We start from the raw sequence: 12,969 nt of genomic DNA on the forward strand, positions 1-12,969 counted from the left end.
GCCTTTCTCCCGGCAAAGAAACATGGTATACTTGTCAGGATCTCAAAAGGAGGCATTCTCATGCACTGCAAGCAATGGATCTTTGATATGGACGGCACCCTGACCGACAGCATGACCGTGGTGTGGGAGGGTGCCCCCGACGCACTGCTGCGCCGCTATGGCCGCACCCCGCGGGGGGATCTGCGCGCCACACTGCTGAACATGGGAATGCAGGAGGGCGCACAGTATCTGATCCGGGAGTACGGCCTGCCGCTGACCGAGGAAAGCTATTTTTCCGTGATGCGCGAGGTGATCGCCGAATTATACGAGACCGTGGAGCTGAAACCCGGCGTGCGCACGATGCTGGCAAAGCTGCAGGCCGAGGGCGCACGCATGTGCATCTGCTCCAACACCTGGGCCGAACAGTGCCGCACCGTGCTTACCCGGCTGGGCATCGCGCAGTATTTCTCCTTCATCGTGGAAGCGCGGGGCGTGCTGCACAAAAGCCGCCCGGAGGTGTTCTTTGAGTGCATGAGCCGTCTGGGCGGTGCAGATCCCGCCGCCTGCGCCGTGTGCGAGGATGCCGTATACGCCGCCGCCACCGCCCACAAGGCCGGGTATTACGTCATTGGCATCGCAGACCGCACCTCTGCCGCCGACGAGCCGGAGATGCGCCGCATCTGCAGCCAGTTCGTGCCCCGGTGGGATGCGCTGGACTGGACACGTGTGTAATAAAAAAGGGCCGCAGCGTGCGGTTCTTTTCTTTATCTGATCCTTCTTTGCTCTTGCATTTTGTGCGCAAGAAGAGTATGATATTATAAATAGGACTGCCCCAAGGGGGAAGTGTCCTCATTTGTGAGAATACACTCTGTGATTTTTAATATAAAGGTATAATATCCGTAAAGAGGAGACCTTCCGTCATGAACAACCCACTCGTCAGCATTATCGTGCCTGTGTACAACGTGCAGAATAGTGTTGCCCGCTGTCTGGAGAGCATTTGTGCCCAGACATGGAAGAATATCGAGGTCATTCTGGTCAACGACGGGTCCCGGGACGAAAGCTTTTCCATCTGTGAGCAATTCCGTGAAAAGGACCCCCGCATCGTTCTGGTGGACAAATCCAATTCCGGCGTGTCGGAGACCCGCAACTGCGGCATGTCCCTTGCAAGGGGCAAGTATGTGCAGTTTGTGGACAGCGACGATTATCTCGACCCTGATTTTACCGAGCGGCTGGTGACTGCCGCCGAAGCGAACAACGCCGATCTGGTCATTGCACCTTACTGGATGGTGATTCCCGCCAACTCTTCCAAGGCCACGCAGGCACTGGAAAACCTGCAGGAGAACCTTGGCATCGATGCCGAGAAAAAGCCTGATGATATCCGTGAATACGGCTTCCTGCCCGAGGGCATCTACGACCGCGATACCTTTGCCCTGCGCCTGATGGAGAAGCCCGCATCCTTCTTCTACAGCGTGCTGTGGAACAAGCTCTACCGCCGGGATATTCTGGCAGACCATCATCTTCAGTTCACCAGCGAGGTGCGCTGGGCCGAAGATCTGGTTTTCAACCTGGAATACATTTTGTACGCCAATGTTTTCGTATCCATTTCCAAAGCGGGCTACCACTATGTGCAGAACCCCCAGAGCATCTGCCACACCCAGATCAATCTGGCTTCCATCGTGCAGAACAAACTGCAGGTGTTCCGCTATTACAAGGAGCTGTACACAAAGCTGGGCCTGTACGATCAGGTGCAGCCGCAGCTGTATAAATTCCTGACCGCGTTCTCCGAGAACGCCTATCCCTCCGGTTCTCCCCAGAAGATCATCATGGACATGGCCAACCACTGGGGCTTTGGTGTTCTGGATGCTTCCGACAAGGAAAAGAAACACAAAACCGAACCCGATGCCTGATCTCCGGGCACGAAAAAAAGAGCCGTGAAAGCGGCTCTTTTTTGTTTACCCTTTTACCGGTCGATCCAGCTGCGGAAGGCTTCGCGCACTGCACCCTCCCGTCCGCGCGGGATGGGGATGCGCGCACCGCTGCACATCTGCAGCTCGCCCGCCGTCAGCAGCTGTGCCGCCGCCAGATTGACCACATAGGAGCGGTGCGGCTGCAAAAAACGCCCGTCTTCCAGCAGCGGCTTTGCTACCTCGGCAAAGGACACCCGCAGCGAAAGGGACACCACATCCTCGCCGCTGAGCAGATGGAAGTGCACCACATGGTGGGTGCACTCCAGATACTCGATCTGCGCATAGGCCAGCGCCCGCAGGCCTTCGGCGGTGACAACGGTCATTGCCGGGCCGTACTCCGGCTCGGTGGCGCGGGCAAGCAGGGCCGAAAGCTCCTGCTGGTGCACCGGCAGAAGCAGATACTGCATGGCATCCACCCGGAAAGCGCTGTAGGCGTGGGCCGGTGTGCGGGCCGCAAAGGCCAGCGGAGCCCTGCGGCCCCGGCGGCGCAGCTCCGCAGCCGCCGAAAGCCCTGCCGGGGCCGCTACAGCGCCCAGCTCGATGAGATACAGGTCAAACCGTTCTCCCTCGGTGTCCCGGCGCAGCAGCGCATCTGCATCCGGCAGCTGCTGCACGATGCACGCATCCTGCCGCCGGGCAAAATATTCCATGCACTGGCGTTCCAGCCCACTGCGCAAGGCCGCGTCCGGGCTGCATACCGCAATGTGAAATACCATCTCACATTCTCCTCTCCGCCAGCCGCCCGCCTTGATTTTTGCGCAGGGCTGGAGTATGATAAATAAAACTTTGCTGCATCGAAAAAAGAAAAAACGGAGGGACCCGCCATGCCGCAGCCGCTTGTCAGCGTTATTGTACCCGCCTATAACGCGGCGGGCTTCATCTCCCGCTGTGTGGAGAGCATCACATCCCAGAGCTACCCGGAGCTTGAGATCCTTCTGCTGAACGACGGCTCCACCGACGACACCCTTGCTGTCTGCCGGAAGCTTGCTGCCGCCGACAGCCGCATCCGTGTGGTGGACAAGCCCAACACCGGCGCAGCAGACACCCGCAGCTGCGGCCTTGCCCTTGCCCACGGCGAATGCATCCAGTTTGCGGACAGCGACGATCACCTGCTGCCGGGCTGCACCGCAAACCTGGTGGCTGCTATGCAGCGCAGCCATGCCGACCTTGTGCTGGCTCCCTACCGGATGATGGTGCCCCGCAAGGATGGCGGCTATGACACCCGGGAGTACAGCCTGCTGCCCGCCGGGGTGTACAACAAGGTGGATTACCTGTGGCAGCTCACCGGCAATGCCGCTGCCTTTTACTACGGCGTGCTCTGGAACAAGCTCTACCGCCGGGATCTCATCCAGATGGCGCACATCCGGTTCGAGCATGTGGTATACGCCGAGGACCAGCTGTTCAACACCCGGTATCTGCAGGTGGCACAGCGGTTTGCCGCCATCGACGAAGCCGCCTACTGCTACATCCAGAACCCGCAGAGCGTATGCCATACGCAGGTGAGCGCGGCGGACATGCTGCGCCACCGCAGCCGGATGTACCACACCTACAAGGAACTGTGCATCCAGCTGGGCGTGTACGATAAATTCCGCCTGCGGCTGCACGGCATCTATCTGAGCCTGTTTGAAAGCCCTCTGCCCAACGGCCCGGTGCAGAAGCTTTCCGACGCATTTGCCCGCACCCACAGCCGCATCTGAGAAAAGGAGAACCTATGGAATTTCCCCTTGTAAGCATCATCGTGCCCATGTACAACACTGCCGGGTGCATTGCCCGCTGTGTCAAAAGCATCTGCGCCCAGACTTATAAAAGCATTGAGATCCTGCTGCTGAACGATGGCTCCACCGACGACACCCTTGCCGTCTGCCGCGCCCTTGCCGCCAGCGACCACCGCATTGCACTGGTGGATAAAACCAACACCGGCGCAGCGGATACCCGCAATCAGGGCATTGCGCTGGCCCACGGCAAATACATCCAGTTTGTGGACAGCGACGACTGGCTGGCCCCCGATTTTACGGAAAAGCTGGTCTCCGCCGCCGAGGCTCACACCGCCGATCTTGTGATCGCGCCCTTCTGGATGGTGTACCCGGAAAACTATGTGGAGCACATTCGCCCATGGGAAAAGGCGCTGCAGCATGTGCTCCAGCGCAATCCGCCCCGCACCCGGGCCTATGGCTATCTGCCTGCCGGGGTGTACACCGGACAGGAGTACGCAAAGCATCTGATCCAGAAGCCGAACACCTTCTACTATGGCAGTCCCTGCAACAAGCTCTACCGCCGTGACCTCCTGCGGAAGCACAACCTCCATTTCCGCAAAGAATTGTTTGCGGAGGATCAGCTGTTCAACACCGAATATCTGCGCTATGTGCGCACCGCCGTTTCCATCCCGGACATCGGCTATTACTACCTGCAGAACAGCCAGAGCGTCTCCCACTCCAGAGTGACCACCGCCGATATCCTTCGGCTGCGGCGGCGGGTGATGGGCCTGTACAAGAGCATCTATACCGAACTGGGCATCTACCCGGAAACGCGGGCGGCCATCCTGCGTTCGCCCTTTGGCGAAAACGAGTTCACTCTTCCGCCGCTGGACACCCCACAGACGCACTGCTGCAAGCTGTGACCCTATAAAAAGCACCCGGCTGCCGCCGAGAGCCGCTCTGGCTCCTGCACGGCTCCGGGTGTTTTTTGCGCTTTCTCAGCAGCCGATGGCGGCACACTTCTCCGCCAGCCAGCTGCGCTCTTCGTCGTTCAGGTGCGGTGCCAGCTTTGCAAACACCTGACGGTGGTAATCGTTCAGCCATGCGATCTCGTCCTTATCCAGCACACCGGGCAGGATGGGAGAGGTGGCAATGGGCACAAACATCAGCGGTTCAAAACCAAGGAAGGTACCGTACTGGTTATCGGCCTTGTGCACGCACACCAGCTCGTTCTCGATGCGGATGCCCACGAGGTCGGTCTCGTAAACGCCCGGCTCGTCGGTGACCACCATGCCGGGACGCATCCGGGTGGTGTTGCGGCTGTTCAGGGCATGGGGGCCTTCGTGCACGTTGCCCACAAAGCTGACGCTGTGACCGGTGCCGCAGCGGTAGTTGATGAGGTGCCGCCACAGCGGTTCCCGGGCAATGGTGTCGATCATCTTACACTCGCAGTAATCCAGCCAGACGGCTCTGGCAAGGTCGATGTGGCTCTGCAGAGTCCATGTGTAGAAGCGCTTTTCGTCCTCGGTCAGCGGGCCAAGCGGGTAGGTGCGGGTGATGTCGGTGGTGCCGTCCATGTAGGTGGCACCGCTGTCCACCAGCAGAAAGCCCTTCTTTTCCAGCACAGCGTGATCTTCCGGGGTGGCGTGGTAGTGCATCATGGCTGCGTTGCCGCCGTAGGCCGCAATGGTGCCAAAGCTTTCCACAAGGAATTTATCGTCCGCACTGCGGTACTTGTGCAGAATTTCATCCACCGTCAGCTCGGTCAGGGTCTCACCGGCAGCAAGGCGGCTTTCCAGCTCGATCTGGAACCGCACCATGGCCACAGCGTCCCGGATATGGGCCTGCTTTGTGTGGGCAAGCTCCGTTTCGTTCTTCACGCCCTTCATCATCAGCAGCGGGTCGGTGCCGTTCTTCACGGTGAGGGCAGGGTTCTGCTCCAGCACCTGATACACGGCGTAGTTCACCGTGGCGCACTCGGCCAACACGGTCTGGGGTTCCGTCTCAGCAGCGAGGAACTTCAGCACATCATCATACTCCGCCAGCGTGATGCCGTTGGCTTCCAGCTCTGCCTTTGCCCCCGGGGTGACGCGGGCCGTGTTGATGAAGAGTACCGCGCGGCTGGGGGTCACATAGCAGTAGGCCATGGCATAGGGAGTGCACTCAATGTCCATGGCGCGCAGGTTCAAAAGCCATGCCAGATTATCCAGCTTGCCCACAAACTGAGCGGTGCAGCCCAGCTCCTTGAGCTTGCTGCGCAGTTGATCCAGCTTTTCCGCCGGGGAGAAGCCCGCATATTCCTTCGGCAGGATCCACGCTGGGGTATCCGGCAGGGCAGGGCGGCCCTCTGTCCACAGCTCGTCCTCAAGGTTCAGGGTCTTGATGGAAGCGCCCTTCTTTTCCAGTGCCTTTTTCAGGTCGTTCACGAGGGCCGTGCTGGCGGTCAGGCCGCACAGGCCCAGTGCTTCGCCCTCATTCAGGGCATTTGCGCAGTATTCCTCCACGGTGGGCACGCCGGGTTCCCCCATGCGCTGCAGCTTGATCTCGGTACCCGCAATTTCCTTCTCGGCCTGCACAAAATAACGGCCGTCGGCCCACAGGGCGCTCTCGGTGCGGGTGACCACGAAGTTGGAGTTCTCGCCGTGGAACCCGGAGAACCAGGTCAGGCTGGTGTAATGGCAGGGCAGGTATTCGCTGGCGTGGGGATCACCCACAGGGATCAGATAAACGGCCACGCCGTTTGCAGCCATGGCGGCACGCAGCGCGGCAAGGCGCTCTGGAACGGTATTCATGCTCATATGATTTGCTTCCTTTTCTCTCACCGGAAAGCCCGGCAGCGGTGCATTTCTGTTTGGCCTTATTGTATCATTCCGGGAAAAAGATTGCAATGCAAGGGCGGGACGGTTTGGAATGACCTCCGCTGCCGGAGAGCATCCTCGCTGGCTGGACCCTCTCAGTCAAAGCCTTGCGGCTTTGCCAGCTCCCCCGAAAGGGGGAGCTTTATTCGTGCCGACCTTCAGAAAACAAAAAGCTCCCCCTGAGTGGAACGACTTCCCCCGGCCGGGGGAAGATGGCGAAGCCAGAAAGGGGAACGGCTGGCGAACGCAGTGAGCCTGAGAGGGTTGGCGTCCTCTCAGCAAAACCGTCAGGTTTTGACTGAGGGAGTTCGTTCTCCCTCAAAATGCCGCCAATTTGCAAAAAAAGTTACAATTTTTTCTTGAAAAAGGCCGTTTTCCCATTGACAGCCTTGTTATAATAGGAGTGTAAGATTTTTGAGCCAGCACTCTGCGGCTCTGTGTGCTATTCAAAGAAAGAGGCAATTGAATCATGACCAAAATCGATATTTTCTCCGGCTTCCTTGGTGCCGGTAAAACTACCCTGATCAAAAAGCTCATCAAAGAGGCCTTTGCCGGCCAGCAGGTGGTGCTGATCGAGAACGAGTTCGGCGAGATCGGCATTGACGGCGGCTTTCTGAAGGAAAGCGGCATCCAGATCAACGAGCTGAACGCCGGCTGCATCTGCTGCTCTCTGGTGGGCGACTTCCGCACCGCCCTGCAGCAGGTGGTGGAGCAGTACCACCCCGACCGCATCGTCATCGAGCCCTCCGGCGTGGGCAAGCTCTCCGATGTGACCCGCGCTGTGGAAGGCGTGGCCGAGCATCTGGATGTGCAGCTGAACAGCTTTGTCACCGTGGCCGATGTGAACAAGGTGAAGATGTATATGAAGAACTTCGGCGAGTTCTACGACGACCAGATCAGCCACGCAAGCTGCATCCTGCTCAGCCGCACCCAGACCGCCAGCGAAGAGAAGATCGCCGCTGCGGTCGCCATGCTGCGCGAGAAGAACCCCACCGCTACCATCGTGACCACCGCATGGGACGAGCTGACCGGTGAGCAGATCCTGAAGGCCATGTCCACCAAGGACGACTTCAAGGCAGAGCTGATTGCCATGGCTGCAAAGGCCAACGAAGAGCACGCCCACGAGGACGAAGAAGAGCATCACCACCATCATCACCACGATGACGAGAACGGTGTGTGCAGCTGCGGCCATCATCACGACCACGATGATGACGACGAGGATGAGCACGAGCATCACCACGATCATGATGAGGATGATGACCACGATGAGCACGAGCACCATCATCACCACGATCATGACGACCACGACCATTGCTGCTGCGGCCACCATCACGACCACGATGACGACGATGACGAGGACGAGCACGAGCATCATCACGACCATGACGGCCACTGCTGCTGCGGCCATCACCACCATCATCATGACCACGATGCCGACGAGGTATTCACCAGCTGGGGCGTCGAGACGGCCCGCAAGTTCACCAAGGCAGAAGTGGAGCACGCCCTCACCGAGCTGGATACCGGCAATTACGGCATGATCCTGCGCAGCAAGGGCATCGTGAACGGCGGCGCAGACGGCTGGCTGGAGTTCGACTATGTGCCCGGCGAGTGGGAAGTGCGTGCCCGCGGTGCAGATGTGGGCGGCAAGCTGGTCGTGATCGGCTCCAAGCTGAACGAAAAGGCCATTGCAGAGCTGTTCGGCTGCTGAACTCCTTCAGTCAAACCCTAACGGGTTTGCCAGCTCCCTCGGAGAGGGAGCCTGATTGGATAATGATTTTTTAAGGAGAAACCATTCCTATGGCAAAAGAAATTCCGGTCTACCTGTTTGTGGGCTTTCTGGAAAGCGGCAAGACCAAATTCATTCAGGAGACCTTTGAAGACCCCAACTTCGACTCCGGCGACAAGACCCTGCTGCTGATCTGCGAAGAGGGCGAAGAAGAGTATAATCCCAAAAAGTTCGCCTTTCCCGGCGTGACCGTCAAGGTGCTGGAGGACAAGGCCGAGTTGAACCCGCAGAATCTGCTCAAGCTGGAAAAGGAATCCGGTGCAGGCCGTGTGGTCATTGAGTACAACGGCATGTGGCTGCTGCAGGATCTGGCCGAGGCTCTGCCCGAGAGCTGGATCGTGTACCAGTGCATCGCCACCGCCGACGGCACCACCGCCCTGACCTACGCCCGCGACAACTCCATGCGCAGCCTGCTGCTGGACAAGATCGCCCGCAGTGAGCTGATCGTGTTCAACCGCGCCGAAGCTGTGAACAATGACGCCGCCCGTCAGGAGCTGCACAAGCTGGTGCGTCAGGCTTCCCGCAAGTGCGACATCGCCTACGAGTTTGCCGACGGCAGCGTGGCCTATGACGACATCCCCGACCCGCTGCCCTTTGACATCAACGCGGATATCATCGACATTCCGGATGACGACTTCGGCATCTGGTACATGGACTGTCAGGACGAGCCCCAGAAGTACACCGGTAAAACGGTCAAATTCCTTGCACAGGTGTGCCAGACCAATCGTGCCGGCAAGAACAGCTTCGTGCCGGGCCGTTTCGCCATGACCTGCTGCGTGCAGGACATCCAGTTCGTGGGCTTCCCCTGCAGCTACGATGGCTACAAGGCGCTGGAGCAGCGCGCATGGGTGCGGGTGACCGCAAAGGTAGGCTACAAGTTCCATAACATCTACCGCGGCAAAGGCCCGGTGCTCACCGCTGTGTCGGTGGAGCCCGCCGAAAAGCCGCTGAACGATGTGGTAACATTCTCTTGATCTGATCTTTCAAGGAGGTCCCGGCATGAAAACACTGTTTCGTATCCTTGGCACGGCCGCTGCTGTGGCCGTTACCGGTGCTGCCATTGTGGCACTGGACAAGATCCTGAACCAGAAAGACCCGCTCCATGTGGAGGAAGTAGAGTTCCCGGAGGACGCCGAGCAGAACGCTGAGGAAGCCGCCAAGACTGCCGAAGCCTACGCCGAAGCGGAAACCAAAGCCTCCGATGCTGCCAACGAAAAGGCTGCAGAAGAAGCTGCGCCGGAAGCTCCTGCCGAAGAAGCCTCTGCCCCGGCGGCACCCGCGGAGGGCGGTGAGAAGCCGGTGTTCGACCCGGAAGCTCCCAACCAGAACCCTGTGGAAGCAGGCCCCGCCGTTGCTCCCAAAGACGAGAGCGGAAAATTCGACCCCACCAAGATCGCCGAAGCCAGCGACTTTGGCGACTGGGAAGAACAGGGCTGCAAAGGATAACCTATGACCCAAAAAGGGACGATGTGATGTTCACATCGCCCCTTTTTTGTTATTCTCCTCTTGCCAGCTGCTGCAGCTTTTTCCTGTCCAGCACCTGCACGCCGCCCCGGAACAGCCGCACCCAGCCCTCCTGCGCAAAGTATTTCAGCATCCGGCTCACCACCTCGCGGGCAGACCCCATGTATTTTGCCATCTGGTCGTGGGTCATGCGCACCTCATCACCGCCGGTCTTGGCCAGCTCATCGGTGAGAAAAATGGCAAGCCTGCGGTCTGCGCTCATGAACAGCACCTGCTGCATGGTCCACATGCTGTCGGAAAAGCGCTCCGCCGTCATCTGATAGGCGTAGCAGCGCACATGCACGTTCTGCTGCATCAGCCTGCGGAAAACGCCCGCGCTGATGCAGTAGGCCTCGGTGTCCTCTTCGGCATCAATATACAGGTCGATGTTCACCGAGTCCATCACGCAGGAGGCCGACAGGATGCACACCTCCCCGCCGAACAGGCGGTAGAGCGTCACGTCCCGCCCGTCCTCCGAGAGCAGGTAGGCCCGCAGCTGGCCCGAGCGCAGCAGCAGGATGCCCACGCAGCTTTCCAGCGGGCTGTGCACCCTTGCCCCCTTTGCGTAGTGCACCGGCCGGGTGTAGCGGCAGAGCATGTCCTGTTCGTCGGGTGTCAGGTCGTTCCAGAAGGGAAAACCTTTGGCCAGACAATCGCGGTGTTCCTTTGTTGTTTCCGACATTGCTTTTCATCCTTTCCGCAGGGCCTTGGCGGCTTCAGTGCCCGCCTGCGCGCCCTCATACACGGCCTTTGCCACCTGCAGAAGGCCGCCGGTGCAGTCGCCCGCCGCATACAGGCCGGGCACGGTGGTCTGCATTTTTTCGTCCACCACGATGCGGTTCCCGTCCACCTCTGCGCCGATCTTCCTAGCCAGTGCGGTGCTGCCCGCCACGCCCAGTGCCACAAATACACCGCTGACAGGCAGCTGCACACCGCCTGACAGCTGCACGCCGGTGACAACGGTTTCGCCCAGAACAGCCTCCACCGCCTGCGGATAGACTGTGACCTCTGGCGGGAAGTCCGCCGTCAGCGGTGCGCCGTTGGTCAGCAGGGCAACGCTTTTTGCCACCGGCAGCAGAGCCTGCACCTCGTGCAGGGCGTACTCGCCGCTGCCCAGCACCGCTACGTCCTTTCCACGGTAGAAAAAGGCGTCGCAGGCGGCACAATAGCTCACGCCGTGCCCCTCCAGCCCGGCAAGGCCCGGGATGCGCGGCACCGCCCGGGATGCACCCGTGGCAAGGATCACAGCGTCCGCCGGGTAATTTTTATCCACTGTTTCTACGGTGAGTTTATCCGTATAGGTCAGGCCCACGGCTTCGGCTGTGACGAATCTCACACCAAGGCGCTTTGCATTCTCGATGCTGCGGCGTTCCAGTTCCGCACCGGAGACCGGCTCGGCAAAGCCGTAATAGTTTTCAATTTTTTCGGCGCGGTCCAGCGCACCGGGGCCTTTGGTGAGCACCGTGGTATCCACACCGGCGCGGACAGCGTACAGAGCAGCGGAAATGCCTGCCGGGCCAGAACCTATAATGATGATGCTGGGCATGAGAAAACCCTCCTTCGGATGCATTTTTCTACAGTATACACCTTTTTTTGAAAAATTTCCGTGACCGGGTCGCAAAGCATCGGTTTTTCGGACGGTCCTGCTCCGGTTCGCGGTCAGCGGATCGTTCCATGCACAAACGCGCTGTCGTACAGGAATCTTCCTGCTCGGCAGCGCGCTTTTTTCTTTCAGAACACCAACTGCACCAGCAGCACATAGCACAGCGTACCGCCTGCGACACTGAGCAGGGTCTCATGCTTCCACTTGTGCAGGCCCACCGTCACCAGCAGGGCGATGGCCTCCGGAATGCCGCGGCTGCCCGCAAAGGGGGTGACGCTTTTCAGGCAGTAGACGATCAGCATACCAAAAATGGCTGCGGGCAGCACCCTGCCCAGATACCGCACCACCTCCGGCGGCTGTTGATCCTTGGAAGAGAACACCACAAAGGGCAGAAAGCGGGTGAGCATGGTGGCGGCGGTGCACACTGCAATGGTCAGGCCCATCTGGACTGCGGTCATGCGCCCACCTCCTCGCCGTTTTTTTCTGCTTCGGTGCCTTCGGCCTTTTCGATCGGTTTACGCAGGGCCAGCAGCAGGATCAGGATGCATCCCATGGAGGGCAGCAGAAAGCTGCCGGAGCCAAAAACAGCCAGACACACCAGCGGGGCGGCAAGGCCGATCAGGGCGCTGTAGTGCTGCCGGTCCTTTTCCCACTGGTTGAGAAAGATCACCGTGAACATGGCGGTCATCACAAAGTCCACACCCTCGGTGCTGAAGGGCAGCACCGAGCCCACCACCGCGCCAAGACCGGCACTGGCCACCCAGTAGAACTGATCCAGCAGGGTGATGAAGAACATGAACCAGCCCCTGTCCACCCCTTCCGGCGGCTCGGCCGAACAGGTGATGGAAAAGGTCTCGTCGCTCATGGCAAAGATCATATAAAAGCTGCGCAGGCCGTAGCCCTTGTAGCGTTCCAGCATGGCAAGGCCGTAGAACAGATGCCGCGCCTGGATCATGAGCGCCATCAGAAACGCCGAAAGGGGTGAGAACGCGCTCAGCAGCAGGCTTGCCAGCACAAATTCCAGCGAACCGCCGTACACCACGGTGCCCATGAGCATGGGCATCCACACCGGCAGGCCCAGCGACTGCACATAAATGCCATAGCCCATCCCCAGCACAAAATAGCCCGCCAGCACCGGAATGGTCTGCGGTGCGGCGGCACGCAGTGCCCGCCATACGGTGCTCTGCCGCCTTATCAGTTGTTGTTTGGTTACGTGTTCCATTGGCCTTTCCCTCAAAATACGATGCCGGTTTCCTCTTTGGCCTCATTGCCGCCGATAAACCCATTCTCTCGATATGAATATGTCTGTATTATAACAGGTCTCACGGCTTTTGCAAAGGTGTATCCCCACTGCTTTTGGCAGAACGACAGATTTTTTCTTTAAATTTTATGCAATTTTTAACGGATACAAAGTGACTCGCGGTCAGCGCTTTATTATTTTAATGCAGTAAAGGTTCTTTGCAGGATCCTGTTCCTGAAATATCCCTAAAATGCCGTTCGTGCTTTAGTCATACTCATCTGACAGATGCCGTCTTTTCCGGTATCCTGTCCGTATCTCAAGGACGGCTGGCCGAAAGCA

General features: G+C 59.0%; 13 protein-coding genes. 7 read left to right on the forward strand and 6 right to left on the reverse strand.

The window, feature by feature from the left end:
• The first annotated feature begins 60 nt into the window (after positions 1-60).
• Both GKG34_RS05505 and GKG34_RS05510 read left to right on the forward strand, forming a co-directional pair.
• On the forward strand, positions 61-711 hold the full coding sequence (locus GKG34_RS05505; protein ID WP_005943748.1) for an HAD family phosphatase: 651 nt from the start codon (positions 61-63) through the stop codon (positions 709-711).
• Between the two features lie 188 nt (positions 712-899).
• Positions 900-1,886, forward strand: a complete 987-nt coding sequence (locus GKG34_RS05510) for a glycosyltransferase (protein ID WP_120080428.1) — start codon at positions 900-902, stop codon at positions 1,884-1,886.
• Between the two features lie 53 nt (positions 1,887-1,939).
• Here GKG34_RS05510 and GKG34_RS05515 read toward each other — a convergent pair whose 3' ends face one another.
• Positions 1,940-2,662, reverse strand: coding sequence for a LytTR family transcriptional regulator DNA-binding domain-containing protein (locus GKG34_RS05515; protein ID WP_154255750.1), 723 nt, complete (start codon positions 2,660-2,662; stop codon positions 1,940-1,942).
• Between the two features lie 108 nt (positions 2,663-2,770).
• On the opposite strand from GKG34_RS05515, the gene GKG34_RS05520 reads away from it, so the two are divergent.
• Positions 2,771-3,643, forward strand: coding sequence for a glycosyltransferase (locus tag GKG34_RS05520; protein ID WP_154255751.1), 873 nt, complete (start codon positions 2,771-2,773; stop codon positions 3,641-3,643).
• Between the two features lie 14 nt (positions 3,644-3,657).
• Positions 3,658-4,563, forward strand: coding sequence for a glycosyltransferase family 2 protein (locus GKG34_RS05525; protein WP_154255752.1), 906 nt, complete (start codon positions 3,658-3,660; stop codon positions 4,561-4,563).
• A gap of 75 nt (positions 4,564-4,638) precedes the next feature.
• Here the strand turns inward: GKG34_RS05525 and GKG34_RS05530 are convergent, their stop codons facing one another.
• Positions 4,639-6,438 (reverse strand): aminopeptidase P family protein, encoded by a 1,800-nt coding sequence (locus GKG34_RS05530; protein ID WP_154255753.1) that lies wholly within the window; start codon positions 6,436-6,438, stop codon positions 4,639-4,641.
• 529 nt (positions 6,439-6,967) lie between these two features.
• Here GKG34_RS05530 and GKG34_RS05535 point away from each other — a divergent pair.
• The 3 genes from GKG34_RS05535 (at position 6,968) to GKG34_RS05545 (ending at position 9,730) form a co-directional block, all read left to right on the forward strand.
• Complete coding sequence (locus GKG34_RS05535) at positions 6,968-8,206, forward strand: CobW family GTP-binding protein (protein ID WP_154255754.1); 1,239 nt, start codon at positions 6,968-6,970, stop codon at positions 8,204-8,206.
• 89 nt (positions 8,207-8,295) lie between these two features.
• A complete protein-coding gene (locus GKG34_RS05540) occupies positions 8,296-9,258 on the forward strand; it encodes an outer membrane insertion C- signal (RefSeq protein WP_154255755.1) in 963 nt (320 codons plus the stop codon).
• A 25-nt stretch (positions 9,259-9,283) separates the two neighbouring features.
• The gene (locus tag GKG34_RS05545; protein WP_005943772.1) at positions 9,284-9,730 is read left to right on the forward strand and encodes a hypothetical protein; all 447 of its coding nucleotides are present in this window, start codon (positions 9,284-9,286) and stop codon (positions 9,728-9,730) included.
• A gap of 49 nt (positions 9,731-9,779) precedes the next feature.
• Here the strand turns inward: GKG34_RS05545 and GKG34_RS05550 are convergent, their stop codons facing one another.
• The 4 genes from GKG34_RS05550 to GKG34_RS05565 all read right to left on the reverse strand — a co-directional run bounded on the left by GKG34_RS05550 (position 9,780) and on the right by GKG34_RS05565 (position 12,612).
• Positions 9,780-10,469, reverse strand: a complete 690-nt coding sequence (locus GKG34_RS05550; RefSeq protein WP_005943776.1) for a Crp/Fnr family transcriptional regulator — start codon at positions 10,467-10,469, stop codon at positions 9,780-9,782.
• A gap of 6 nt (positions 10,470-10,475) precedes the next feature.
• The gene (locus GKG34_RS05555; RefSeq protein ID WP_154255756.1) at positions 10,476-11,333 is read right to left on the reverse strand and encodes an NAD(P)/FAD-dependent oxidoreductase; all 858 of its coding nucleotides are present in this window, start codon (positions 11,331-11,333) and stop codon (positions 10,476-10,478) included.
• A gap of 185 nt (positions 11,334-11,518) precedes the next feature.
• Positions 11,519-11,848, reverse strand: a complete 330-nt coding sequence (locus GKG34_RS05560; RefSeq protein ID WP_005943786.1) for a branched-chain amino acid transporter permease — start codon at positions 11,846-11,848, stop codon at positions 11,519-11,521.
• On the reverse strand, positions 11,845-12,612 hold the full coding sequence (locus GKG34_RS05565; RefSeq protein ID WP_154255757.1) for an AzlC family ABC transporter permease: 768 nt from the start codon (positions 12,610-12,612) through the stop codon (positions 11,845-11,847). The genes GKG34_RS05560 and GKG34_RS05565 overlap by 4 nt, the downstream gene beginning before the upstream one ends.
• Positions 12,613-12,969 lie beyond the last annotated feature (357 nt).

The organism is Faecalibacterium sp. BIOML-A4 (genome assembly GCF_009679665.1).
Taxonomy (GTDB): domain Bacteria; phylum Bacillota; class Clostridia; order Oscillospirales; family Ruminococcaceae; genus Faecalibacterium; species Faecalibacterium taiwanense.

Coding starts and splice junctions, on each gene's coding strand:
- GKG34_RS05505 (WP_005943748.1), top strand. CDS start 61: ATGCACTGCAAGCAATGGATCTTTGATATGGACGGCACCCTGACCGAC.
- GKG34_RS05510 (WP_120080428.1), top strand. CDS start 900: ATGAACAACCCACTCGTCAGCATTATCGTGCCTGTGTACAACGTGCAG.
- GKG34_RS05515 (WP_154255750.1), bottom strand. CDS start 2,662: ATGGTATTTCACATTGCGGTATGCAGCCCGGACGCGGCCTTGCGCAGT.
- GKG34_RS05520 (WP_154255751.1), top strand. CDS start 2,771: ATGCCGCAGCCGCTTGTCAGCGTTATTGTACCCGCCTATAACGCGGCG.
- GKG34_RS05525 (WP_154255752.1), top strand. CDS start 3,658: ATGGAATTTCCCCTTGTAAGCATCATCGTGCCCATGTACAACACTGCC.
- GKG34_RS05530 (WP_154255753.1), bottom strand. CDS start 6,438: ATGAGCATGAATACCGTTCCAGAGCGCCTTGCCGCGCTGCGTGCCGCC.
- GKG34_RS05535 (WP_154255754.1), top strand. CDS start 6,968: ATGACCAAAATCGATATTTTCTCCGGCTTCCTTGGTGCCGGTAAAACT.
- GKG34_RS05540 (WP_154255755.1), top strand. CDS start 8,296: ATGGCAAAAGAAATTCCGGTCTACCTGTTTGTGGGCTTTCTGGAAAGC.
- GKG34_RS05545 (WP_005943772.1), top strand. CDS start 9,284: ATGAAAACACTGTTTCGTATCCTTGGCACGGCCGCTGCTGTGGCCGTT.
- GKG34_RS05550 (WP_005943776.1), bottom strand. CDS start 10,469: ATGTCGGAAACAACAAAGGAACACCGCGATTGTCTGGCCAAAGGTTTT.
- GKG34_RS05555 (WP_154255756.1), bottom strand. CDS start 11,333: ATGCCCAGCATCATCATTATAGGTTCTGGCCCGGCAGGCATTTCCGCT.
- GKG34_RS05560 (WP_005943786.1), bottom strand. CDS start 11,848: ATGACCGCAGTCCAGATGGGCCTGACCATTGCAGTGTGCACCGCCGCC.
- GKG34_RS05565 (WP_154255757.1), bottom strand. CDS start 12,612: ATGGAACACGTAACCAAACAACAACTGATAAGGCGGCAGAGCACCGTA.